The organism is Lentzea sp. NEAU-D7, from assembly GCF_026242055.1.
Classification (GTDB): domain Bacteria; phylum Actinomycetota; class Actinomycetes; order Mycobacteriales; family Pseudonocardiaceae; genus Lentzea.
On sequence record NZ_JAPJDL010000001.1, the window covers coordinates 497,532 to 518,043 of the forward strand.

At 69.8% G+C, this 20,512-nt stretch carries 24 protein-coding genes; 11 read left to right on the top strand and 13 right to left on the bottom strand.

Translation table 11 applies throughout. From position 1 onward, the window contains the following. The first annotated feature begins 45 nt into the window (after nt 1–45). Complete coding sequence (ppk2, locus tag ORI60_RS02040; RefSeq protein WP_416234344.1) at nt 46–996, top strand: polyphosphate kinase 2; 951 nt, start codon at nt 46–48, stop codon at nt 994–996. Between the two features lie 7 nt (nt 997–1,003). Here the strand turns inward: ppk2 and ORI60_RS02045 are convergent, their stop codons facing one another. Next, nucleotides 1,004–1,366, bottom strand: coding sequence for an STAS domain-containing protein (locus tag ORI60_RS02045; RefSeq protein ID WP_266033320.1), 363 nt, complete (start codon nt 1,364–1,366; stop codon nt 1,004–1,006). 174 nt (nt 1,367–1,540) lie between these two features. On the opposite strand from ORI60_RS02045, the gene ORI60_RS02050 reads away from it, so the two are divergent. Beyond that, nucleotides 1,541–2,458 (top strand): sensor histidine kinase, encoded by a 918-nt coding sequence (locus ORI60_RS02050; RefSeq protein WP_266033323.1) that lies wholly within the window; start codon nt 1,541–1,543, stop codon nt 2,456–2,458. Here the strand turns inward: ORI60_RS02050 and ORI60_RS02055 are convergent. The 4 genes from ORI60_RS02055 to ORI60_RS02070 are packed head-to-tail and all read right to left on the bottom strand — an operon-like array spanning nt 2,392 to nt 3,985. Beyond that, the gene (locus tag ORI60_RS02055; RefSeq protein WP_266033325.1) at nt 2,392–2,892 is read right to left on the bottom strand and encodes an MSMEG_6728 family protein; all 501 of its coding nucleotides are present in this window, start codon (nt 2,890–2,892) and stop codon (nt 2,392–2,394) included. The genes ORI60_RS02050 and ORI60_RS02055 overlap by 67 nt on opposite strands. A gap of 3 nt (nt 2,893–2,895) precedes the next feature. After that, nucleotides 2,896–3,348, bottom strand: a complete 453-nt coding sequence (locus ORI60_RS02060; RefSeq protein WP_266033327.1) for a general stress protein — start codon at nt 3,346–3,348, stop codon at nt 2,896–2,898. Nucleotides 3,349–3,403: 55 nt separating this feature from the next. Then, nucleotides 3,404–3,592 (bottom strand): DUF3072 domain-containing protein, encoded by a 189-nt coding sequence (locus ORI60_RS02065; protein ID WP_266033329.1) that lies wholly within the window; start codon nt 3,590–3,592, stop codon nt 3,404–3,406. 57 nt (nt 3,593–3,649) lie between these two features. Next, nucleotides 3,650–3,985, bottom strand: a complete 336-nt coding sequence (locus ORI60_RS02070) for a hypothetical protein (protein WP_266033331.1) — start codon at nt 3,983–3,985, stop codon at nt 3,650–3,652. A gap of 120 nt (nt 3,986–4,105) precedes the next feature. On the opposite strand from ORI60_RS02070, the gene ORI60_RS02075 reads away from it, so the two are divergent. Then, nucleotides 4,106–4,462: a DUF6401 family natural product biosynthesis protein gene (locus ORI60_RS02075; RefSeq protein WP_266033334.1), complete on the top strand. Its 357-nt coding sequence runs from the start codon at nt 4,106–4,108 to the stop codon at nt 4,460–4,462. A 46-nt stretch (nt 4,463–4,508) separates the two neighbouring features. Here ORI60_RS02075 and ORI60_RS02080 read toward each other — a convergent pair whose 3' ends face one another. The 3 genes from ORI60_RS02080 to ORI60_RS02090 form a co-directional block, all read right to left on the bottom strand. Next, a complete protein-coding gene (locus ORI60_RS02080; RefSeq protein ID WP_266033336.1) occupies nt 4,509–5,330 on the bottom strand; it encodes a mechanosensitive ion channel family protein in 822 nt (273 codons plus the stop codon). A gap of 80 nt (nt 5,331–5,410) precedes the next feature. Next, nucleotides 5,411–5,587 carry a hypothetical protein gene (locus ORI60_RS02085; protein ID WP_166051932.1) on the bottom strand — a complete coding sequence of 59 codons (177 nt, stop codon included), beginning with the start codon at nt 5,585–5,587 and terminating at the stop codon, nt 5,411–5,413. A 154-nt stretch (nt 5,588–5,741) separates the two neighbouring features. Next, nucleotides 5,742–7,520, bottom strand: coding sequence for a hypothetical protein (locus ORI60_RS02090; RefSeq protein WP_266033342.1), 1,779 nt, complete (start codon nt 7,518–7,520; stop codon nt 5,742–5,744). Nucleotides 7,521–7,655: 135 nt separating this feature from the next. Here ORI60_RS02090 and ORI60_RS02095 point away from each other — a divergent pair, with 135 nt between their 5' ends. The 6 genes from ORI60_RS02095 to ORI60_RS02120 are packed head-to-tail and all read left to right on the top strand — an operon-like array spanning nt 7,656 to nt 14,058. After that, the gene (locus ORI60_RS02095) at nt 7,656–8,663 is read left to right on the top strand and encodes a LacI family DNA-binding transcriptional regulator (RefSeq protein WP_266033345.1); all 1,008 of its coding nucleotides are present in this window, start codon (nt 7,656–7,658) and stop codon (nt 8,661–8,663) included. A gap of 14 nt (nt 8,664–8,677) precedes the next feature. After that, entirely contained in the window at nt 8,678–10,273 is a 1,596-nt protein-coding gene (locus ORI60_RS02100; RefSeq protein ID WP_266033348.1) for an FAD-dependent oxidoreductase, read from the top strand. A gap of 15 nt (nt 10,274–10,288) precedes the next feature. Beyond that, the gene (locus tag ORI60_RS02105; RefSeq protein ID WP_266033350.1) at nt 10,289–11,482 is read left to right on the top strand and encodes an ABC transporter substrate-binding protein; all 1,194 of its coding nucleotides are present in this window, start codon (nt 10,289–10,291) and stop codon (nt 11,480–11,482) included. Next, nucleotides 11,479–12,366, top strand: coding sequence for a carbohydrate ABC transporter permease (locus tag ORI60_RS02110; protein ID WP_266033353.1), 888 nt, complete (start codon nt 11,479–11,481; stop codon nt 12,364–12,366). Before ORI60_RS02105 ends, ORI60_RS02110 begins: the two co-directional genes overlap by 4 nt. Then, nucleotides 12,356–13,174: a carbohydrate ABC transporter permease gene (locus ORI60_RS02115; RefSeq protein WP_266033356.1), complete on the top strand. Its 819-nt coding sequence runs from the start codon at nt 12,356–12,358 to the stop codon at nt 13,172–13,174. The genes ORI60_RS02110 and ORI60_RS02115 overlap by 11 nt, the downstream gene beginning before the upstream one ends. Beyond that, a complete protein-coding gene (locus ORI60_RS02120) occupies nt 13,171–14,058 on the top strand; it encodes an alpha/beta hydrolase (RefSeq protein WP_266033359.1) in 888 nt (295 codons plus the stop codon). Before ORI60_RS02115 ends, ORI60_RS02120 begins: the two co-directional genes overlap by 4 nt. Here the strand turns inward: ORI60_RS02120 and ORI60_RS02125 are convergent. The 5 genes from ORI60_RS02125 to zapE form a co-directional block, all read right to left on the bottom strand. After that, complete coding sequence (locus ORI60_RS02125) at nt 14,038–14,853, bottom strand: nucleotidyltransferase domain-containing protein (RefSeq protein WP_266033361.1); 816 nt, start codon at nt 14,851–14,853, stop codon at nt 14,038–14,040. The two genes, ORI60_RS02120 and ORI60_RS02125, sit on opposite strands and share 21 nt — an antisense overlap. Before the next feature lie 3 nt (nt 14,854–14,856). Then, the gene (locus ORI60_RS02130; protein ID WP_266033364.1) at nt 14,857–15,921 is read right to left on the bottom strand and encodes a family 2 encapsulin nanocompartment cargo protein terpene cyclase; all 1,065 of its coding nucleotides are present in this window, start codon (nt 15,919–15,921) and stop codon (nt 14,857–14,859) included. Then, on the bottom strand, nt 15,921–16,775 hold the full coding sequence (locus tag ORI60_RS02135; protein WP_266033367.1) for a geranyl diphosphate 2-C-methyltransferase: 855 nt from the start codon (nt 16,773–16,775) through the stop codon (nt 15,921–15,923). Before ORI60_RS02135 ends, ORI60_RS02130 begins: the two co-directional genes overlap by 1 nt. A gap of 245 nt (nt 16,776–17,020) precedes the next feature. After that, on the bottom strand, nt 17,021–17,800 hold the full coding sequence (locus tag ORI60_RS02140; protein WP_266033369.1) for an ion transporter: 780 nt from the start codon (nt 17,798–17,800) through the stop codon (nt 17,021–17,023). A gap of 60 nt (nt 17,801–17,860) precedes the next feature. Then, on the bottom strand, nt 17,861–18,799 hold the full coding sequence (zapE, locus tag ORI60_RS02145) for a cell division protein ZapE (RefSeq protein ID WP_266033371.1): 939 nt from the start codon (nt 18,797–18,799) through the stop codon (nt 17,861–17,863). 32 nt (nt 18,800–18,831) lie between these two features. Here zapE and ORI60_RS02150 point away from each other — a divergent pair, with 32 nt between their 5' ends. Then, nucleotides 18,832–19,773 (top strand): pirin family protein, encoded by a 942-nt coding sequence (locus ORI60_RS02150; protein WP_266033373.1) that lies wholly within the window; start codon nt 18,832–18,834, stop codon nt 19,771–19,773. A 317-nt stretch (nt 19,774–20,090) separates the two neighbouring features. Continuing rightward, nucleotides 20,091–20,492: an SsgA family sporulation/cell division regulator gene (locus ORI60_RS02155; RefSeq protein WP_266033376.1), complete on the top strand. Its 402-nt coding sequence runs from the start codon at nt 20,091–20,093 to the stop codon at nt 20,490–20,492. The last annotated feature ends 20 nt before the right edge of the window (nt 20,493–20,512 follow it).

Consider the following 20,512-nt stretch of genomic DNA (forward strand, 5'->3'; position numbering starts at 1 on the left):
CCCACGGCGGTTTTTGCCGCAGATACGTCGGGTATGTACGAATTCGTGACTGTCGATTCTGCAGAATTACTCGCCGAGGGCTACACCGCCGAGTTCCCGGACGCCGACGAGCCGATCCTCCTGGACGCGAACGGCCGCGAGGTGCTCACCTGGCAGGAGAACTACCCGTTCACCGAGCGGATGCCCCGCGACGAGTACGACCACATCAAGCGGCTGCTGCAGATCGAGCTGCTGAAGCTCCAGCACTGGGTGGCCGAGACGGGGCAACGCCTCGTCATCCTCTTCGAGGGCCGTGACGCCGCCGGCAAGGGCGGCACGATCAAACGGTTCACCGAACACCTCGACCCGCGCGGCGCGCGCACGGTCGCTCTCGACAAGCCGAGCGAACGCGAGCAGGGCGAGTGGTACTTCCAGCGCTACGTGCGCCAGCTCCCCACCGCGGGCGAGATCGTGCTGTTCGACCGGTCCTGGTACAACCGCGCCGTCGTCGAGCACGTGATGGGGTACTGCACCCAGGCCGAGTACGACCTGTTCATGCGGCAGGCGCCGGTGTTCGAGGAGATGCTCGTCGAGGACGGCGTGCTGCTCGTGAAGCTGTGGTTCTCCGTGTCGCGCAAGGAACAGCGGACCCGGTTCGTCATCCGGCAGATCGACCCGGTGCGCCAGTGGAAGCTCAGTCCCAACGACATCAGGTCGCTGGACCACTGGGACGACTACACCGAGGCCAAGGTCGCCATGCTGCGCGCCACGGACACCGAGATCGCGCCGTGGACCGTGGTCAAGAGCAACGACAAGAAACGGGCCCGCATCGAGGCCATGCGCAGCGTCCTCGCCCGTTTCGACTACGACGACAAGGATCCGGACGCCGTCGGCACTCCGGACGTGCGCATCGTCGGCCCCGCGGCGACGCTGCTGGAAGAGGGTGAGGACGACACCGCCCTCAGCCCCACCCCGATCGCTCCCAGCGCCGAACCGGGGCCGGGCCTGCACCCGTGACGCGGGACTACGCGGGCGTCAGCGCGTCCAGCACGGACGAACGCACGCCCAGCACGCTCATCAGTTCCAGTGCCTGCAACGGCCGCAGCACCGCGGCGGTGTTCGCGACGACCACGAGCGCGCTGCCCCGGCGCAGGCACAGGTCCTGGTGGTCGAGCAGCAGGCCGATGCCCTGGGCACCGAGGAACCGCACACCGCTCAGGTCGGCGACGACGGGAGCGGGCGGGGTGACGGATCTGACCGCCTCGCCGAGGCGTTCGGCGAGACCGGGAACGGTGGTGAAGTCGATTTCGCCGGCCACGTGCACGAGCACGGCGGCGCCCACGCTCTCGCAGGCGGTGCGGAAGGGAACTTGACCGTCGGTGAGCACGTGGCAACCTCCAGTTATGACGGTGCGCATGACCGTCCAACGGGCTGGCTGCTCAACCCCCGCCGACGGTAGCGCAGTCCACGTGTGTACGCGGTTCGGCGGTCTCCAGGCCAGCGGCCGGGAGCCAGGTTCCCCCAGATGGACCACCGGAAAAGAGGCGTAGCATCGGTCCTCGTGACCGGTTTCTTCCACGAGACCGCCTTCTACGGCACCGACGACGACTTCCTCGCGCACGCCGTGCCGTTCATCGAGAACGGCCTGCGCGGTGGGGAGCCGTGCGTCGTGGCGTGCTCGGAGCAGAACACCGCTCTGCTGCGCGGAGTTCTCGGTGGCACCGGTGTGCTCTTCCGGCCGGGCGCCGACCAGTACTCCCGCCCGTCCGACGCCATCACGAGCTACCGCGACCTCTTCCGCGAGCACACGGCGGACGGTGCGCGCCAGATGCGCGTGGTCGGTGACGTTCCCCACCCCGGCACGGGCGCGAGCTGGGACTGGTGGGCGCGCTACGAGGCCGCGGCGAACCAGGCGTACGCCGAGTTCCCGGTGTGGGGCCTGTGCCCGTACGACACGAGGACGACGCCCGCCGAGGTGCTGGCCGACGTGGTGCGCACGCACCCGAACATCGCCACCGCGCCCGGCACGCACGAGGCCAACCCCGGTTACCGCGAGGGTCTCGCCGCGTCACCGCAACTCCCGGACGTGCTCGAAGAGCGCCTGCCGCTGCTCGAACTCGTCGACCCGGCGGCCAACGTGGTCCGCGAGGCCGTGGTCGCCGCGATCGACGGGGTGGATCTGGACGAGGACGCGGCGCACGACGCCGTCTACGCGGCCAGCGAGATCGTCACGAACGGCTTGACGCACGGCATCAGGCCGGTCCGCTTCCGGCTGTGGGCGGACGGGTCGCGCGTGGTGCTCGCGGTGAGCGACCGCGGGCCCGGCCCGTCGGATCCGATGGCGGGCCTGGTGCCGACGACCGAGACCCGGTCGGCCGGGCTCGGGCTGTGGATCCTGCACCGCACGTGCGACTACGTGTCCATGGGCCGCGACGCCGACGGGTTCACCGTGCGGGTCAGCGTCGGCGGCCAGACGTAGGGCAGGTTGTCCGGCACGGCGGGGAAGAACCTGCGGTAGTGACCGGGGTTCTTGCGCACCAACGCCGACTGGTGGCTGCGGTGCACCTCGGGGTCGCCCAGCCAGGCGGGCAGATCGTCCGCGGCGGCCAGCTCGTCCTGCGTGCGCACGACGACGATCCCCCTGGCCTCGGCCAGGTCCGACCGCATCGTCGCCTCGCAGGTGTCCCTGAACCCCTGCGACCGCCACTGCGCGCAGATCTCCATGCCGTACCGGACGAGAGCTTCCTCGTGGCCCGCCCACATCTTCACGGCCGGGTGGTGGCGCCAGCCGTGGCCGGGCACCACCAGCGCGCGCTGGATCTGCAGCGTCTCGACGCGTTGCTTGCCGAGGCGGCTGTGGTCCAGCACGCGGGCCGTGGCGGTGAAGTCCGGGTACGGCAGGAAGGTCTGCATGGCTCAGAGCACGTACTTCGCCGCTTCGGCAGCACGTTCCCGGTCGACGTGCACCTCGTACCGGCGTGCCTGCAGGGTCATGGTGCTCGCGAAGTCACGGCGTCCGCGTGTGCTCCAGTGCGCCACGAACCCGAAGACCGCGCCCCAGAACGCGCCGACCGCGAGGCTGATGAACACGAACCAGGCCCAGGTCTGCCCGGCTGTGAACAGCCCGAAGAGCACGCCGATGAACACACCGAACCACGCACCGCTGGCCGCGCCCGTCGCCGCGGCGCGGGCCCGCGTCATGCGTCCGGTCACCTGCTCGACCGTCCGGACACCGTCGCCGATGATCCGGACGCTCTCCACCGGGAACCCGTCGTCGGACATGCGGTCCACGAGGCGCTGGGCGTCGAGGTAGTCCGGGAAACTGGCCAGCAGAGACGAATCCGCCTGGGTCACTTCCGTCTGGGTCACTCCGTGCTTGATGTCCACGTCGTCCGGTTACCCACGGCCACCACGTTCAACACGATCAGCTTCCCCGGCCGGTCCTCTCCTGGAGACGGTCGATGAGCTGCGACGCCTCCACCTTGGTGAGCTCGGCCGGCACCTCCTCGCCCGCTTCCTGGGCGAGTGTGTGCAGGTAGGACTCCTGCGGACCGGTCATCGGCTCGTCACCGGTCGTCCAGTCCTGCGGGTCCTTCTCGGGCGTGCGGTTCATCGCGATCCCCTTCCACTCGAACGTGCGTTCGAGGTACCCAGGGCCGCACCGGTCCAATCACCGGCCGAGGACGACATCTCCGGGAGCCGAGGGAGCAGGCACGGTCATCGAGCGCGAGACGCGGCTGAGCAGCCGGTGAGCGACGGTCAGCAGCATCCGGGCTTCCATCCGCTCGCTGTAGCGCAGGTGCTCGCACGCGGCCTCGACACAGCCCACGACCTGCGGTGACACTGCGGCGTGCGCGGCCGAGCAGGCGGCCAGCGCCTCGTCGAGGCCTCGGCGGGCCACGTCCGGGTCGACACCCGCGAGCGCGGTGCAGACCGCGTTGTCCAGCTTTTCCAGAACGACCGCGCGCTGGTGCCGCGACGACGGTTCGTCGAGTTCGGTGGTCATGGTCATCGCCTGCCTTCACAGCCGGAAGTTCCGCGCCGACTGCTTGGCGCGCACGCGCACGTGTACCCGGTTCGAGTGCCCTCAAACCGGTACTTCACCGGACGCGGCTACGGTGTCGGAATGCGTGTGACCTGGCGCGAGAAGAACGCGCGACAGTGGATCTCCGAACTCTCCGACCGGATCGGCGTGGCCGGGTGGGCGGCGCTCGCCATCACCCCCGCCCTCGCCGCCGAGGTCGACCAGCACGGTGCGGCGGTGCGCGACATCCTGCTGCTCGGCGTCGAAGGCGCCGGCACGGTGGGCGCGGTCGTGCTCCTCGCCGCCTACGGGCGAGGCCTGCTGGACAACGCGCTCGATCCGGACTGGACGCCGACGTCGTGGCTCGGCGTCCGCCTGATGGCCGTCTGCCAGCTCGCGCACCTGCACGACGCGAAGCCGCTGACCGACGACGTGCCCGCGCTTCCGAAGCTCACATGAGAAACGAGGCGCACCCGAGCGGGTGCGCCTCGCCGGTGATCCTCGTTCAGCGCTCGTCCAGCCTCCGCTCGCCGAGCACCGGGTCCTGCCCCGCCACCGGTCGCGCGGTGGTGGTCGGCACCGGCTCGGTGACGGGCTCGGCCTGGACGGGGGTACCGGTGCGCACGGCGTCCTCACGACCGCGCTGGTACGCCTCCGCCTGGGCCTGGGCCTGCGGCAGCTCCTGCTCCGCGCGCCCCAGCCAGCCTTCCCACCGCTGCTGCATCGGCTTCACCAGGCCACCGCCCACGCCGACGACGAGGATGCCGCCGGCCGTGGCGAGCACCGCGATCAGGACCGGCGTGGTGACCGTGGTGGCGACACCGATCTGGTTCAGCGCGGCGATGATGCCGAGCGCCCAGATGAAGATCGACGCGATGTTGGCGAGGACGCGGCCGTAGGACAGGCCACCCAGCGCGCCGCCGATGAAGTCCTTGGCGGCGTTGGCGACCGCGCCCGCCACGACGACGATGATGATCGCGACGGCGGCCTTCGGCAGCCACGACACGATGCCGGTCAGCAGCTCGGAGACGGGGTTCGGGCCCCAGACGCCGAACGCGATCTGCAGCGTGATCAGCACCAGTGCGTAGTAGACCAGCTTCGCGAGCAGGTCAGAGGCGTCGTACTTGCTGTTCGCGAGCATCCTGCGGATCCCGCCGCGCTCCACGAGCCGGTCGAACCCGACGCGCTCGAGCACCTTGTCGACGAGCTTCGCCACCGCTTTCGCGACGAACCAGCCGATCAGCAGGATCAGCAGGAACGCCGCGAGCTTGGGCACGAACGTGATCACGGCGCGCCAGGCGTCGGTCAGCCCTTGTCCGAAGTCCATGTTGAACTCCCTTCACACGGGCGCCCGGCCGGGTCACCCGCACCTGGCAGTACCCAGGGCGGGCGCCCTTCACACGGACTTCATGAGACCTGCCGCAACTCGCGGTCACTGGCCACGAGGTGTTCCCAGGTCCGGCCGCGCTGGCTGGGCGGTGCGGAACCGTCCGCGGTGCACACCGGGTACACCAGGCCGAAGGGAACGGGCTGATCGAACTCGTCACCGGTGCGAACGTCGACGAGACGACGCAGATGTGCCATCACAACCACTCCTCACGACCGCTGAGGGCGCACGCGTCCGGACAACCACCCGAACGGTGGACCTGGGGTTTGGGATCATCGAATACCCCGTGAGCTGCGCAGACATTCGCGAGAGCGTTGCTACATCAGAGTGAACTCTTCTGTCCACAGTGGACTAACGCGCCGTGACGATCAAGGCGAACACGCCGTCGTGGGGCACGGTGAGGATCTGCATCCGGCGGCCGGGATAGGTGATCGTGGACGCCGGCCGCAGCCGCGGCTGCAGTTCCCGCCCCCAGTCGAACCGGACCACCGTGCGGCCGCGGGTGAGCGTGAGGCCACGCGAGTCGAGCGCCACCGTGTCGGAATCCCTTACCACCAAGGGAATCTGCTCGGTGGCCGCGCCGCCGGCCCGCACCGACCGCACGATCCGATCACCCACCGCCACCTCCGTCACGACCGAACCGGACGGCGTGCGGTAGCGGAACCGGTACGGCTCACCGCCGAGGAACTCCGCCTGCTGCGGACCGTCGGAGTCCGGCACCTGACCGGGCAGCACGGTGGCCCAGCACGCGTGGTCGTTGTTGTTGACCGACTGCACCAGTGTGCCCGCGACGGGGTGCCACAGGAACGTCAACCCGGTGCGCGCCAACGAGGTCGCGCGGCGCGTGCCGAAGTATCCGCCGACGTACCAGCGCGGGCGGCGCACGAACAGGAAGTCTTGCCCCTGATCGCTGCGCCGCTCGGTGAAGTGCGAGCGCCGGTAGGGCAGCCGCGCGATGGCCACCGTCCTTTCGGCACGGCTCGGGTAGCGCTCGCCGTAGATCGCGTGCGCGAGGATGCGCGGTGAGGTGTCCGGCTTGACGAGCGCGGGCACCGGCGCCGTGGAGGCCGCCCAGGCCGTGCGCGCGGCGGCCAGGTCCTCACGGCTCGACACGAACGCGGCCAGATCGGGCACCTCCGGCACGAACTGGGCGTTGAGCGCGGTCCGTTCGGGATCGGGCCGCACGTCGGCGTAGAACTTCGAGGACGTCCGGGAGTTCGGGGCGATGTTGGCGAACCAGCCGGACCCGTCCGGTTCGCGCAGCAGGTTGTAGCCGAGCCAGTCGGTGTACTTCCGGGTCATGGCGACGAGGTTCGGGTCGCCGGTCTGCCGCCACGCGTCGGCCAGCTCCGGCAGCATGACCTCGAAGTTGTAGTTGGTGTCCGCGCCGGACTCCTCGTAGAAGTAGCCGGCGGGGCTCTGGCCGACCGCCGCCAGCCGCCGGAACGCCTCGGTCAGCCGCTGCCGCAGCGCCGCGTCCGGGTCGTGCCTCAGCGCCAGCGCCGCACCGGCGAGGCCTGATGCCGTCTGGTTCGCCCACGTGAGCGGCGACTGCCAGACGGTGCCGTTGGACGGGTCGAGGAACCACGTCATGGCCCGCCGCAGCGCGGCGCTGATCTGGGCCTGCCGCGACCGCAGCGCTCCGGCGCGTCTCAGCAGGGCGTTGGTCTTGCTCAGGTATCCCATGGCGAACCCGGTCGCCGCCAGCGAGTGCTGGTCGCGCGAGTACTCCGGCCACGAGCCGTCGGCGTGCTGCAGCCCGAGGTAGTGGCCGAGTCCCGCGTCGAGCGCGGCGAGCACCTCCGCGTTGCCGCGGTAGGGGTTCCACGAGCGGGACCGGGTCGCGAACCAGGCCAGCGTGTAGACGTGCTCCTGGACGCGGGCGTTGTACGAGGCGTTGGGGCTGCGCCACCAGCCCCCGCCGAAGAAACCGCTCGCGTTCATGTCCGCGACCATCGGCGAGACGAGCATCAGGTACTGCGCGAACCGCTGCTCGTCCGGGGCGAACGAACGGCGGTCCGGGACGACGGGCGGGGGCGCGGGCAAGGCGTGCGCCGGTGCCGGCAGAGCGGCGAGCAGTCCGGCTGCGGCCGCACCGGTGATCAGGCTGCGACGGCTGAATGCGTTCACGGGCCTACCTCCTTGGTGCGGCACCCTCGCCCGCCCGCACCCGGCCCGTCAAGATGCTAATTCGAATTATTACAGGCTTGACGGCGGTGCGGATGCTGTCGCAGACTCCCTGCCAATTCGAATTGGCAGGTGTTCATGGCGAAGAGGCTCACCCAGCAGGACATCGCCCGGATGGCGGGCGTCAGCCAGGCCACGGTGTCGCTGGTGCTCAACAACCGGACCGACAGCGGCGTCCGGATCGCGGAGGAGACCCGCGCGAGGGTGCTGGAGGTGATCAGACGGACCGGCTACGTCGCGAACCCGATCGCGCGCCGGTTGCACGACCAGCGCAACCGCATCCTCGGCGTCTTCACCTACGAGGCCGTCTTCCCGAGCACCCGCGCCGACTTCTACCAGCCGTTCCTCGAGGGCATCGAGGAGCAGGCCGAGGAAGCCGGCTGCGATCTGCTGCTGTTCACCAGCGCCAAGGCGACGAGCGGGAAGCGGCGGATCTTCAGCGACGACAGCAGGATCCGGCTCGCGGACGGGTGCGTGCTGCTCGGCCGGTCGATCGACCGCGACGACCTGGCCCAGCTCGTGACGGAGGCCATCCCGTTCGTCTCCGTCGGCCGCCGTGACGACGCGGGCGGCCCGGTGCCGCACATCGGCGCCGACTACCCCGCCGCCGTGCGGGACTTGGTGGACCGCGCGGTGGCCCTCGGGCACCGCGAGTTCGCCTACGTGGGCGCCGGCACGGGCGCGGAGTCGTCGGCCGACAGGCTGCGCGGGTTCAAGCAGGCCGTCGCGGCGCACGGGGTCAAGGGCACGCACGTCCAGTTCGCCGGGCTCACCCAGCTGCTCGACGCGGATGTCACGTGCGTGCTCGCCGAGGAGGTCTCCGACGGCGCCGCGCTGGTCCTCGCCGCCCGCGAGCGCGGTCTGTCGGTCCCCGGTGACCTGTCCGTGCTGACGCTCGGCGCCGCCACCCGGCCCGCGCCGGACGACGTCCGGCTGACCGGTTTCCGCATTCCGCGCCGCGAGATGGGGCGGCGGGCGGTGCAGGCGCTGACCGAGGTGCTCGCACACGGCACCACCCCGCAGGAGCTGCTGGCCTGCGAGTTCGTCGAAGGCACCACGCTGGGCCACTCAACCGCTCAGCGTTGATCTGGAGGAATCTGTTGCCGCACAACACTGACGTCGTCGTCGTAGGTGGCGGACTGGGCGGAGTCGCCGCAGCCCTCGCCCTGCTGCGCGCCGGCCGCCGGGTCGTGCTCACCGAGGAGTTCGAGTGGCTCGGCGGGCAGCTCACCAGCCAGGCCGTCCCACCGGACGAGCACAGCTGGGTCGAGCGCTTCGGCGTGACCGCGTCCTACCGCGCGCTGCGCGACGGCATCCGCGACTACTACCGCCGCCACTACCCGCTGACCCCGCGGGCACGGGCGTGGCGCGAGCTCAACCCCGGCGCGGGCAACGTGAGCCGCCTCTGCCACGAGCCCCGCGTCGCCGTCGCCGTGATCGACGAGATGCTGGCGCCCTACCGGGGCAGCGGCAGGCTCACGGTCCTGCAGCCCGCCCGGCCGATCGCCGCGCGCACCGACGGGGACCGGATCGTGTCGGTCACCGTCGAGCACAACGGATCCGAGGTCGAGCTGGCCGCGCCGTACGTCCTCGACGCGACCGAGACCGGCGAGCTGCTCCCGTTGTCCGGCACCGAGTACGTGACGGGCTTCGAGTCCACCCTGGACACCGGCGAGCCCAGCGCGCCCGAGACCGCCCAGCCGGCGAACATGCAGGCGATGTCGGTGTGCTTCGCGATCGACCACGTCGACGGCGACCACACCATCGACAAGCCCGAGCGGTACGACTTCTGGCGCGAGTACCAGCCGTCCTACTGGGGCGACCGGATGCTGTCGTTCCGCTCCCCCGACCCGCGCACGCTGACCACCGCCGAGCGCACGTTCACCCCGAACCCGGACGACGACCCGCTGTCGGTGCTCTCCGACCAGCGGCTGAGCGCGGGCGACAGCAACCTGTGGACGTTCCGCCGCATCGCCGCGCGCCGCAACTTCACCGAAGGCGCCTACGACAGCGACATCTGCCTGGTCAACTGGCCGATGATCGACTACTTCGAGTCACCGGTGATCGACGTGCCGGACGCGGAGAAGCACGTCGCGGCGGCACGGGAGCTGTCGAAATCGGTGCTGTACTGGCTGCAGACCGAGGCACCCCGCGCGGACGGCGGCACGGGCTTCCCCGGTCTGCGGCTGCGCGGCGACGTCACCGGCAGCGCCGACGGCCTGGCCCAGGCGCCCTACATCCGCGAGTCGCGGCGGATGCGGACCGAGTACACGATCGTCGAGCAGGACCTCTCGCTCGCCGTGCGCGGCGACAAGGGCGCCGTGCAGCACGCCGACGCCGTGGGTGTCGGCATGTACCGCATCGACCTGCACCCCTCGACCGGCGGCGACAACTACCTCGACGTCGCGAGCTGCCCGTTCGAGATCCCGCTCGGCGCGCTCATCCCCCAGCGCGTCGAGAACCTGCTGCCTGCGGGCAAGAACATCGGCACCACCCACATCACCAACGGTTCCCACCGGCTGCACCCGGTCGAGTGGAACGTCGGCGAGGTCGCGGGCGCGCTCGCGGACTTCTGCCTGGCGCACCGAGTCACCCCTCGCGCGGTGCGCAACACCCCCGGCCTCCTCGCGGACTTCCAGCACCGGCTGGAACGCGACGGGGTCGAGCTCCGCTGGCCGGACGTGTCCGGTTACTAGTCCAGGGAGACAACGATGTCCCGCCTCACCGCTCTGATCGTCGCCGCGCTGCTGGCCCTCACCGCCTGCAGCGGTTCCTCCGCGCAGTCCGGCCCCAAGTCGCTGCGCATGACCGTGTGGACCGCCAACGAGGCGCATCTCAAGCTGCTCAACGAGATCGCGTCCGAGTACAAGGCCTCGCACCCCGACGTCACCGAGATCAAGTTCGACTCGATCCCGGCCGACGGCTACACCACCACGCTCACCACCCAGATCGCCGGTGGCAACGCGCCGGACCTGGCGTGGATCCTGGAGGAGTCCGCACCGGACTTCGTCTCCTCCGGCGCGCTCGCGCCGATCAGGGCGAAGGTGGAGAAGGCCGACGAGCTCGTGCCGTCCGCCATCAAGCTCTGGGAGAAGGACGGCGAGCTCTACGCGTACCCGTTCTCCACCTCGCCGTTCGGGCTGTTCGTCAACACCGACCTGGTGAAGGAGCTGCCGAAGACCTGGGAGCAGGCCGTCGCGGCTTCCGCGGGCAAGAACCTCGTGCTGCCGGACTTCAAGTACCAGAACTGGGCGGTGCTCTCGGCGATCTGGCGCGGCTGGGGCGCGAACGCGTGGAGCGAGGACGGCAGGACGTGCGGCTTCTCCAGCCAGGAGATGAAGGACGCCATGACGTTCGTCCACAAGGCGATCTTCACGGACAAGGCGATCCCCGGCCCCGGCACGACCGTGGACTTCTTCGCGGGCAACGCGGCCATGGCGGTCAGCCAGATCTCGCGGGCGGGCGCGCTGAAGGACGCCAAGTTCGGCTGGACGCTGCTGCCGCTGCCGCAGGGCCCGAAGGGTGACTACGCGGTGATCGGCCAGGCCGGCGTCGGCGTGCTCAAGCGGTCGAAGAACGCCGAGGCCGCCGCGGACTTCCTGGGCTTCTTCACCAACGCGGCCAACTCCGCGAAGCTCGCCCAGTTCTTCCCGCCGGTCCGCCAGTCGCTGCTCAACGCCGAGACCCTGGCGAAGAGCAACCCGCTCATCAAGCCGGAGCAGCTGCAGTCGGTCGTGATCGACGGCATCAGCAAGGGCGTGGTGAAGCCCAGCCACCAAGGCCAGGAGGAGCTGAACCAGACCATCCGGGCGGCGCTCGACCCGCTGTGGAAGCCGGACGCGAACGTCGGCCAGGTGCTCGACGGCGTGTGCGCGAAGATCAAGCCGCTGCTGGAGCGCCCGTGACGTTCTGGACGTATCGCAGGCGCGACAACCTGGTCGGCTACCTGTTCGTCGCGCCTGCTCTGCTCGGCAGCCTCGCGTTCGTGCTCGTCCCGCTGGGGATGGTCGGCTGGTACAGCCTCAACGAGTGGAACGTGCTCGGCGGGACGTTCGAGTTCATCGGCGGCGAGAACTACGCGCGGCTTCTCGCCGACGAGAAGCTGCGTGACTCGCTCGTCGCCACGGCCTGGTTCGCCGCCGGGCTGGTGGTGCTGAACCTGTCGCTGGCGCTGCTGCTCGCGGTGCTGCTCAACCAGAAGCTGCGCGGCACCACGCTGTTCCGCACCTTGTTCTTCTCCCCCGTGCTGGTGTCGCTGGTGGCGTGGACGCTGGTCTGGCAGCTGATGCTGCAGCCGGAGGGCAGCGTCAACGGGCTGCTCGGCGTCTTCGGCGTGGACGGGCCGAACTGGCTGCGGGGCGAGACGACCGCGATGGTGTCGGTGGTCGTCGTGCAGGTGATCAAGAACGTCGGGTTGAACATGGTGCTGTTCCTCGCGGCGCTGCAGGGGGTGCCGGCACCGCTGTACGAGGCGGCGAAGATCGACGGCGCGGGCGCGTGGAGGCGGTTCCGCAGCATCACGATCCCGTTGATCAGCCCGACGATCCTGCTCACGTCGATCATCACGATCGTCGGCTCGCTGCAGGTGTTCGCGCAGATCGCGGTGCTCACCCAGGGCGGGCCGGGCACGTCCACGACCGTGTTGATCTACTACCTGTACCAGCAGGCGTTCCAGTTCCACCACTTCGGCTACGGCGCGACGATCTCGGTGCTGCTGTTCGTCATCGTCGCCGCCCTGACGTTGCTGCAGTGGCAGATGCGCCGGAAGTGGGTGCTCCATGAGTCGTAAGGTCGCGCTCTACGGGTTGCTGTGCCTGCTGTGCGTGCCGTTCGTGTTCCCGACGTGGTGGATGGTCACCTCGTCGATGAAACCGATCAGCGAGATCTTCTCCGAGTCGCTGCTGCCGTCGGAGTGGACGTTCTCCACGTACGAGACGGTCTTCAAGATGCAGCCCTTCGGGCAGCAGTACTGGAACAGCCTCTACATCGCGGTGGTCGTCACGGCCGGCACGATGGCCGTCGCGGCGCTCGCGGGCTACGCGTTCGCGCGCATCCGGTTCCCCGGCCAGAACGTGCTGTTCGTGGTCGTGCTGACCGGCCTGCTCATCCCGAGCGAGGTCACGATCGTCCCGTTGTTCCAGCTGTTCCAGTCGCTCGGGATGACGAACACGCACTGGCCGCTGATCATCGTGCCGATCTTCGGGGCACCGTGCGTGCTGGCGATCTTCATCATGCGCCAGTTCTTCATCGCGCTCCCGCCGGAGCTGGAGGAGGCCGCCCGCATGGACGGCCTCGGCCGCGCCGGGATCTTCTACCGGATCGCCCTGCCGCTGTCGCGGCCCGCGCTCGGGGCGGTCGCGATCTTCACGTTCCTGCACTCGTGGAACCTCTACCTGGAGCCGATCGTGTACCTGTCCACACCGGACATGTTCACGCTGCCGCAGGCGCTGACCCAGTTCGTGGACATCTACGGCGGTCCGATGTGGAACGTCCAGCTGGCGGCCGCGACGATGACGGCCGTGCCGATCCTGGTGGTGTTCGTGGTGGCGCAGCGGCAGTTCATCGAGGGCCTCGCGCACACGGGCGTGAAGGGGTGATCGACCCGGAGATCGCGGCGCTGGCCGACCTCTCCCGGCCACCGCTGACGCCGGACCGGATCGCGGAGAGGCGGGCCGCCAACCGGGTCGTCACCGACGCCGAGCTCACCAGGGACGGCACGGTGACGTTCAGCGAGCGGGACGCGGACGGCGTACCCGTGCTGGTGCTGCGCCCGGCCGGGTCCGCCGGTCCGCCCGTGCTGCACGTCCACGGCGGCGGGATGGTCGCGGGCACCCGCCGGTCCGACCTGCACGTGCTGGCCGAATGGGTGTCGGAGCTCGGCGTCACGCTCGTCTCCCCCGAGTACCGGCTGGCGCCCGAACACCCGCACCCGGCGCCGGTGCGGGACTGCTACCGGACGCTGACGTGGATGGCCCGCAACGGTCTCGCCTCTCCCGTCGTCGCCGGCACGTCCGCGGGCGGCGGGCTGGCGGCGGCGGTGACGCTGATGGCCCGCGACTTCGGCGGTCCGGACGTCCGCGGCCAGCTGCTGATGTGCCCGATGCTCGACGACAGGTGCGAAACGCCGTCCAGCCACCAGTTCCTCGACGGCACCACCTGGGTGCGCACCTCGAACATCACCGGCTGGACGGCGTTGCTCGGCGACGCGCGGGGCGGGCCGGACGTGTCGCCGTTCGCCGCTCCGGCGCGCGCGGCCGATCTGTCCGGCCTGCCGCCGACCTACGTCGACGTCGGGTCGGTGGACGTGTTCCGCGACGAGGCCGTCGGCTACGCGTCGCGGATCTGGCAGGCGGGCGGGGACGCGGAGTTGCACGTGTGGCCGGGTGGCTGCCACGGCTTCGACCAGCTCGCACCGGAAGCGGCGTTGTCACGCCGTGCCCGAGCCACGCGGATGGCGTGGCTACGCCGAACCTTCGCGTGACTCCGCGTCGGCGACCACCGCCAGTGTGAACTCCCCCGCCGCACGGACCGCCTCGGCAGGCGCCAGTTCGACCGGTCTCCCACTCCGCTGGGCCAGCGCTGCCCTCAGGAGCGGCTGCCACGCTCCGCCGAAGACGTCGAGGGCGTACTCGGCGGCGGCCTCCTTGGAGATCACCTCTCCGGTGAGGACCGTGTGGTGCAGCCGCGGCGACCCGAGCACGCGGCTGATCGCCGCCCGATGCGCCGGCACGAACAGCTTGTCGCTCGCCGGACCGCTCAGCAAACGCTCACCCCAGCTCCGCCAGTGACCGCGCAGCTGACCGAGGTTCCACTCCCGCAGCCTCGCCGGTTCCGGATCCAGCCCGAGCAGGCCCGGCTCCGGTCCACGCACCGCGATCCCCTTTTCCCGCAGCACTTTCCACATCACGGGGTTCACGTCGAACCCGCGCCCCACGTGGAACCTCCTGCCGCTGTGGGACGCGATCGGCCGGATCGCCGTCACCGGCTTCCCCATGTCCGCGGCTGCGACGAACGCGCCGTTCACCGTCCCCGGGATCGTGGGATCAGCCCTGCTGACCGCCCGCGCGGCTGCCGTGAGGTTGCCCAGCACGTGCAGCGCGCGCAGGCGGCGCGTCGACGTGGCACCGTCGACGACCGCGATGAAGTCGATGTCGCTCAGGTCAGGACGCCAGGTGCCGAGCGCCGCCGAGCCGACCAGGTAGAACCCGGTGATCCGGCCCGGCAGCACCCTGTCGGCCGCGGCGAGGTAGCGGGTCGCGTTCCGGGTGGCAAGCATTCTCTACTTGTAGCGCGGATGCGTGGTGTGCCATTCGAAGCCGCCGCCCATCCAGGCCCTGGTGCCCTTCAGGAACCGGTGCAGCTCCACCGACGGCACCGCGAGCAACGCCTTGTGCCCCGCCTCGAAGTCGCGCACCAGCTGGTTGTGCAGTTCCACGGTCCGTGCGGTGGCCTCGGCGATCGAGCACTCCCGGTCCGCGGCGATCTGCAGCACCATGTTGCAGACCGGCTTCTCGTCGGCGGCGTCCTTCTCCACCGACACGAGGTCGTTCACCATCACCGACGCCGTGCCCGCGGCCGTGAGCAGCTGCCGCACGCGCGGGTCGTAGTACAGCGGCGCAGGTAGTTCGTAGCCGCCGACGGCGTCGATCAGCGTCATCGACGTGTAGAAGGTGTCGTGCTGCCTCGTCGCCAGGTACTGCCACGCGGGCGGGTAGTCACCGGTGTGCCGCCAGGCCGCGTAGGCGCCCCACGACACGAACATCGCGAACGTCGAGTAGCAGACGCGTTGCACCACGGTCGCCGTGCTGCGCGACGTGAGGTGCGCGATGCCCGAGCGGAGGCCGACGAGGACCGGGTCGGACGAGATCCTCTCCTCCAGGTCCAGGGTGAACTCGGCGGCGGGCGCGACCGGGTCCATCGCGGCCATCGCGAGGGCCAGGCGCGGCGGCAGTTCGGCCGGGATCGCCCCCATCTCGGTGTCGTCCGCGTAGAGGTCGTCTGCGGCCCACCACGCCGCGTTCAGCTTCGCCGCGATCAGCAGCTGGTCGACGTCGTCGGTGTCGACGTGGGTCAGCACCGCGAGCCGGCCGAACATGCCGCCCAGGAACCGTTCCGGCTCGGAGAACCCGCACTCCCCCGCCCACGCGACGAGGCGCTCGTCCACGGCGGCCGCCAGCAGGGCGTCCTCGCGTTCGGGCATCGGCACGTACAGCGGTGGCGCGGTGCCGTCGCCCCACGGGCGTTCCGCGTAACCGGGTTCCGGTGGCAGTGCGACGGCCTCGGGCCGCCCGAGCCGGGCAGCGGAGGTGCCCAGCCCGGACGGCCCGGTGAGGAGGTCCTTCATCAGATGCGGTCCGCGACGATCAGCAGGTAGTGGAAGCTGCCTTCCTTGTAGGCCGTCAGGAACGGGTCCTCCACGCCGGTCGCGACCGACGACTGGGCGCGCAGCTCCCAGTACGGGATCGTGTCCGGCGTCAGGTCGACCACGCTGATCGGCACGAACCCGTTGTCCGCCAACGCCCTGAAGTACTCGCTGCGCGGGTGGATGTTGCAGATGTAGTGCTGGTCGATCTGGCTGACGGCGCGCGAACGCAGGCCTGTCAGGTCGTTGGAGCAGCCGGTGATGCAGACGTACCGGCCGCCGGGCGCGATCAGGCGCGCGAACTCGCCGTACAGCTGCTGGAGGTCCACGTACATCGTGGTCTCGTTGGTCCAGATGCCGTTGAACGAACCGGTCTCGAAGCCGGTGTCGAGCATGTTCTTGAAGTGGAACCTCACCTGGTCGGCGACACCGCGCTCGACCGCCTGGTTGTTGGCGAAGGCGACCTGCTCCTCGGAGATGCTGACGCCGTCGATCCGGGCGCCGAACCGCGCGTTGGCCATGAAGCTGGTGCCGCCGCGCCCGGAGCCGCCGTCCATCAGGTGGCCGCCGACGGGGACGTCGCCGAACGCGTCGAGCAGCACCTCGGCCTGCGCGGTCTCCAGGCGGTGCATCTCGGCGATCATCACCTGGTCGCGCACCTCGGCGGGTGCCTCCAGCACCGCCGGGTCGTACTGACCGAGGCCGTAGTGGTGGTGGTAGAGCCCGTCCACCTCACCGAGCTTGATGTTGACCGGGTCCTTCTCCTTGTTCCAGTACTCCGCGACGGAACGCTGGTAGTCGGTGCGCAGAACCGGCTTCACAGTGGGGCTCGCCATGACCTGAGTGGCTCCTGTTCGTGGGAACGCTCGCTGCCGAACAGCAATTGACCTTTGCAGCTGATGGACCAACGGGCGATCCGCCGTTCAGGCTTGGTTCGGACACGAACGGGGAGGCGCGACGTCGCGTTCTGGTGGGCCTCGTAACCCGTGCAAGCAGATCGACGTCCCCACTTTCGTGGGTTTTCCGCGCCCGACCGGATGACAGACCGAGTGAGAATTCCAGGCCGCGTGGACGAATCCGGTCAGGCGTTCTGGCGCATCGCCCGCACTTCCTCCCGCAGAGCGCGGACCTCCCGCAGCAGCAGGTCGTCGTGCGACGCGGAACGCGGCGCGGGCAACTGCTGGACCTCCGGCTCCATCGCGCTGCACACCACGGCGATGAACAGGTTCAGCATGGTGAACGTGCCGGCCAGCAGGTAGCAGAGGAAGAAGATCCACGCGAGCGGCTGGTACTCCATCGAGTCGCGCATGACGTCCGACCAGCCGTCGCCCGTGGTGATCTGGAACAGCGTCAGCAGCGTCGACCCCAGGTCGGCGAACCTCGGGTCGCCGGAGTCGCCGAACAGGTTGCTCGCGATCACGCCACCGATGTACAGCAGCAGCACCAGCAGCCCGGTGAGCGAGATCAGGCCGGGAACGGACCTCACCAGCGCGGTCACGACCCTGCGCATGCTGGGCACCATCGCCACGAGTCGCAGTGCCCGCAGGATCCGCAGCGACCGCAGCACGCTGAGCGGCCCCGCGGCCGGCAGCAGCGCCACCGTCACGATGACGAAGTCGAAGACGTTCCACGGATCGCGGAAGAACCGCCAGCCGAACGCGTAGAGCCGGGCTCCGAGCTCGGCGACGAAGACGGCGAGCGCGAGGTGGTCGACGGCGCTGAGGAGGTCACCGTGCTTCGCGACGATCGAAGGTGAGGTCTCGGCTCCCAGGGTGGCCGCGTTCACCACGATCACGCAGATGATCATCCACTGGAACCGTGTGCTCTCGACGACCTCGCCGATGCGTGCGCGCAACGTCATACCTGACTACTCCTTGCCGGGGGGACAACGGCACTATCGGCCCGCCCGGCCCCCAGCTGATCACCCGGTCGTGTTGATCAGCTCCAGCCTGCTGGCGGTGCGGGCGAGGTCACGCGCCTCGCCACCGACGATCTCGCCGAGCGGGTGGTCACTCACGAGTGTCAGCCTGACGTCCTTGTCCACCACCACGTCCACGACGTTCGCGAACCGCTGCCGGGCCTCTTCGCCACGGGTGCGCAGCCGTGGCACGCCGACGATCACCCAGTCGTCGAAGCGGTCCGCGAGCACCAGGTAGTCCTGCGCCGACGTCGGCTTCTCGCACAGGTCGCCGAAATCGAACCAGATCGTCGTGCCCTCGGTGCCGAGCGCGGTGATCGCGCGGCCGTTCACGTCGAGGATGACCGGCGTGGACGGCGGCGAGGCCGTTCTGATGATCGCCCCGGTCTCGAACCGCGACCGCGGGGCGCCGCGCAGGTGCCGGTAGTCGTGGGGGCCGTTGAGCTCCACGACGTCCATGAGCTCCTTGACCAGCGCGATGCCGGGCAGGAAGCGGTCGTGGTGGAGGGGGTTGGGCAGCAGGCCGTCCGGCGGGTAGTTGGAGGTGGCGATGATCATCACCTTGCGGGCTTGGAGCGCCTCCAACAGCCGTGTCATCAAGATGGCGTCGCCGACGTCGTGCACGTGCAGCTCGTCGAACGCCAGCACCTTCGCCCGTCCGACCAGCTCCCGCACCGCCCTGGCGACGGCATCGCGCTCGTGCAGCCGTTCGGAGATCCTCCGGTGCAGCTCCTGGAAGAACGCGTGGAAGTGCACCCGCTTCTTCGGCTCCGGCAGCACGTCGAACAGCGCGTCCGCCAGGAAGCTCTTGCCGCGGCCGACCGGCCCGTGCAGGTAGACGCCCCGGCGCCGCTCGCCCAGCACGGCGAGCCGGTCGACGGCCTCGCTCTGCGCGCCGTCGAGCACGTACCCGGTGGCCGACACGTGTTCACGAAGATCCACTGTTCCCCCCGCGCCAGCTTACGATCGGCCCCGTGAGCAATGTCGAGGCCGAGCCCGCAGAAGTGACGTGCACCTCCACCCCCGGCGGTGTGGAGGTGCTGACCCCGCGCGACGTCCCCCTGGGCGGCCCGCGGGCGATGTCGGTGCGCCGGACGCTCCCGCAGAAGCAGCGCTCCCTGATCGGCGCCTGGTGCTTCTGCGACCACTACGGCCCGGACGACGTCACCATGGACGTGGCCCCGCACCCGCACACGGGCCTGCAGACCGTCAGCTGGCTGTTCACCGGCGAGATCGAGCACCGCGACAGCCTCGGCGTGCACGCGTTCGTCCGCCCCGGCGAGCTCAACCTCATGACCGGCGGCAGCGGCATCTGCCACTCCGAGCAGTCCACCGCCTCGTCCTCGGTCCTGCACGGCGTGCAGCTCTGGCTCGCCCTGCCCGACGCCCACCGCGACGCGCCACGCGACTTCCAGCACCACGTCCCGCCGACGGTGGTGGTCGACGGCGCCTCGGTGCGCGTGTTCCTCGGCTCGCTGGCGGGGTCGACGTCACCGGTGCGGACGTTCACACCGCTGCTCGGTGCCGAGGTCGTGCTGCCCGCCGGCACGTCGCTGACCTTGGACGTGGCGCCCTCGTTCGAGCACGGCGTCCTGCTCGACACCGGTGACGTGACGCTGGGCGAGACCGCACTGGAGCCCGGCGACCTCGGTTACGTCGGCACCGGTCGTTCGACGCTGACGCTCTCCTCGGCCGAAGGCGCGCGGGTCGTGCTGCTGGGCGGCGAGCCGTTCGGCGAGGAGATCGTCATGTGGTGGAACTTCGTCGGGCGCACGCACGACGAGATCGCCGCGTTCCGGGAGGAGTGGCAGGCGGAGACCGAACGGTTCGGCCGGGTCGAGGGCTACCCCGGCGCCCGCCTGCCGGCGCCACCGCTGCCGGGAGGACGGCTCCGGCCGCGCGGCAACCCGGCCTGACCGGGCATCACTTTGCGTGCCGAATTAGCTACGGAAAGCACTTCCGACTTTAACTGGAATTAAGGTTCCCGAGCTCACGCCGTCCCAACATTCGGGTCGCGAGCCGCCCGTCCCACGTCGTGATCCCGTCCACAGATGACCGAACCCGACCAGGCCGAACAGCACAGAAGGCCTGGTCAGGGCAGGTGCGCGAAGCCGTCTCGACCGGCGTTCGCCGCTGCATGTGAAAAGTCATACTTGAGGACCATTGAAAATCACGTTCGGATCGATTTTCCTGATCGAGGCATCCACGGAGGCTGCCGGACGTCTAAGGGGGCATGAGGAACGTGACACGAGTGGGCGCCGACTCGACATTCGCCTTCATCGCTCCGTCCGGGCGCCCTCTGCCCGTCGACGTCGAGCTCGGCTACCGCGCCGACGACCCGCACGCAGTGACCATGACGTTCCGCATGGGACGCCAGGAGACCGTGTGGCTCGTGAGCCGCGACCTGCTCGCCGACGGGTTGATCACCACCAGCGGCGCGGGCGACGTGCGGCTGCGGCCCCACAACTCCACGACCGCCGTGCTCGAACTGCGGTCCGACGTGTCGCACGCCGTGTTCCACGTGCGGTCGTCCGAGCTGCAGGAGTTCCTCAACTCCACCTACGACGTGGTCGCCCCCGGCTGCGAGAGCGACTACGTCGACTTCGACGCGGAGCTCCGCAAGCTGATCGACTAACAAGCACGTTTTCACCCGAA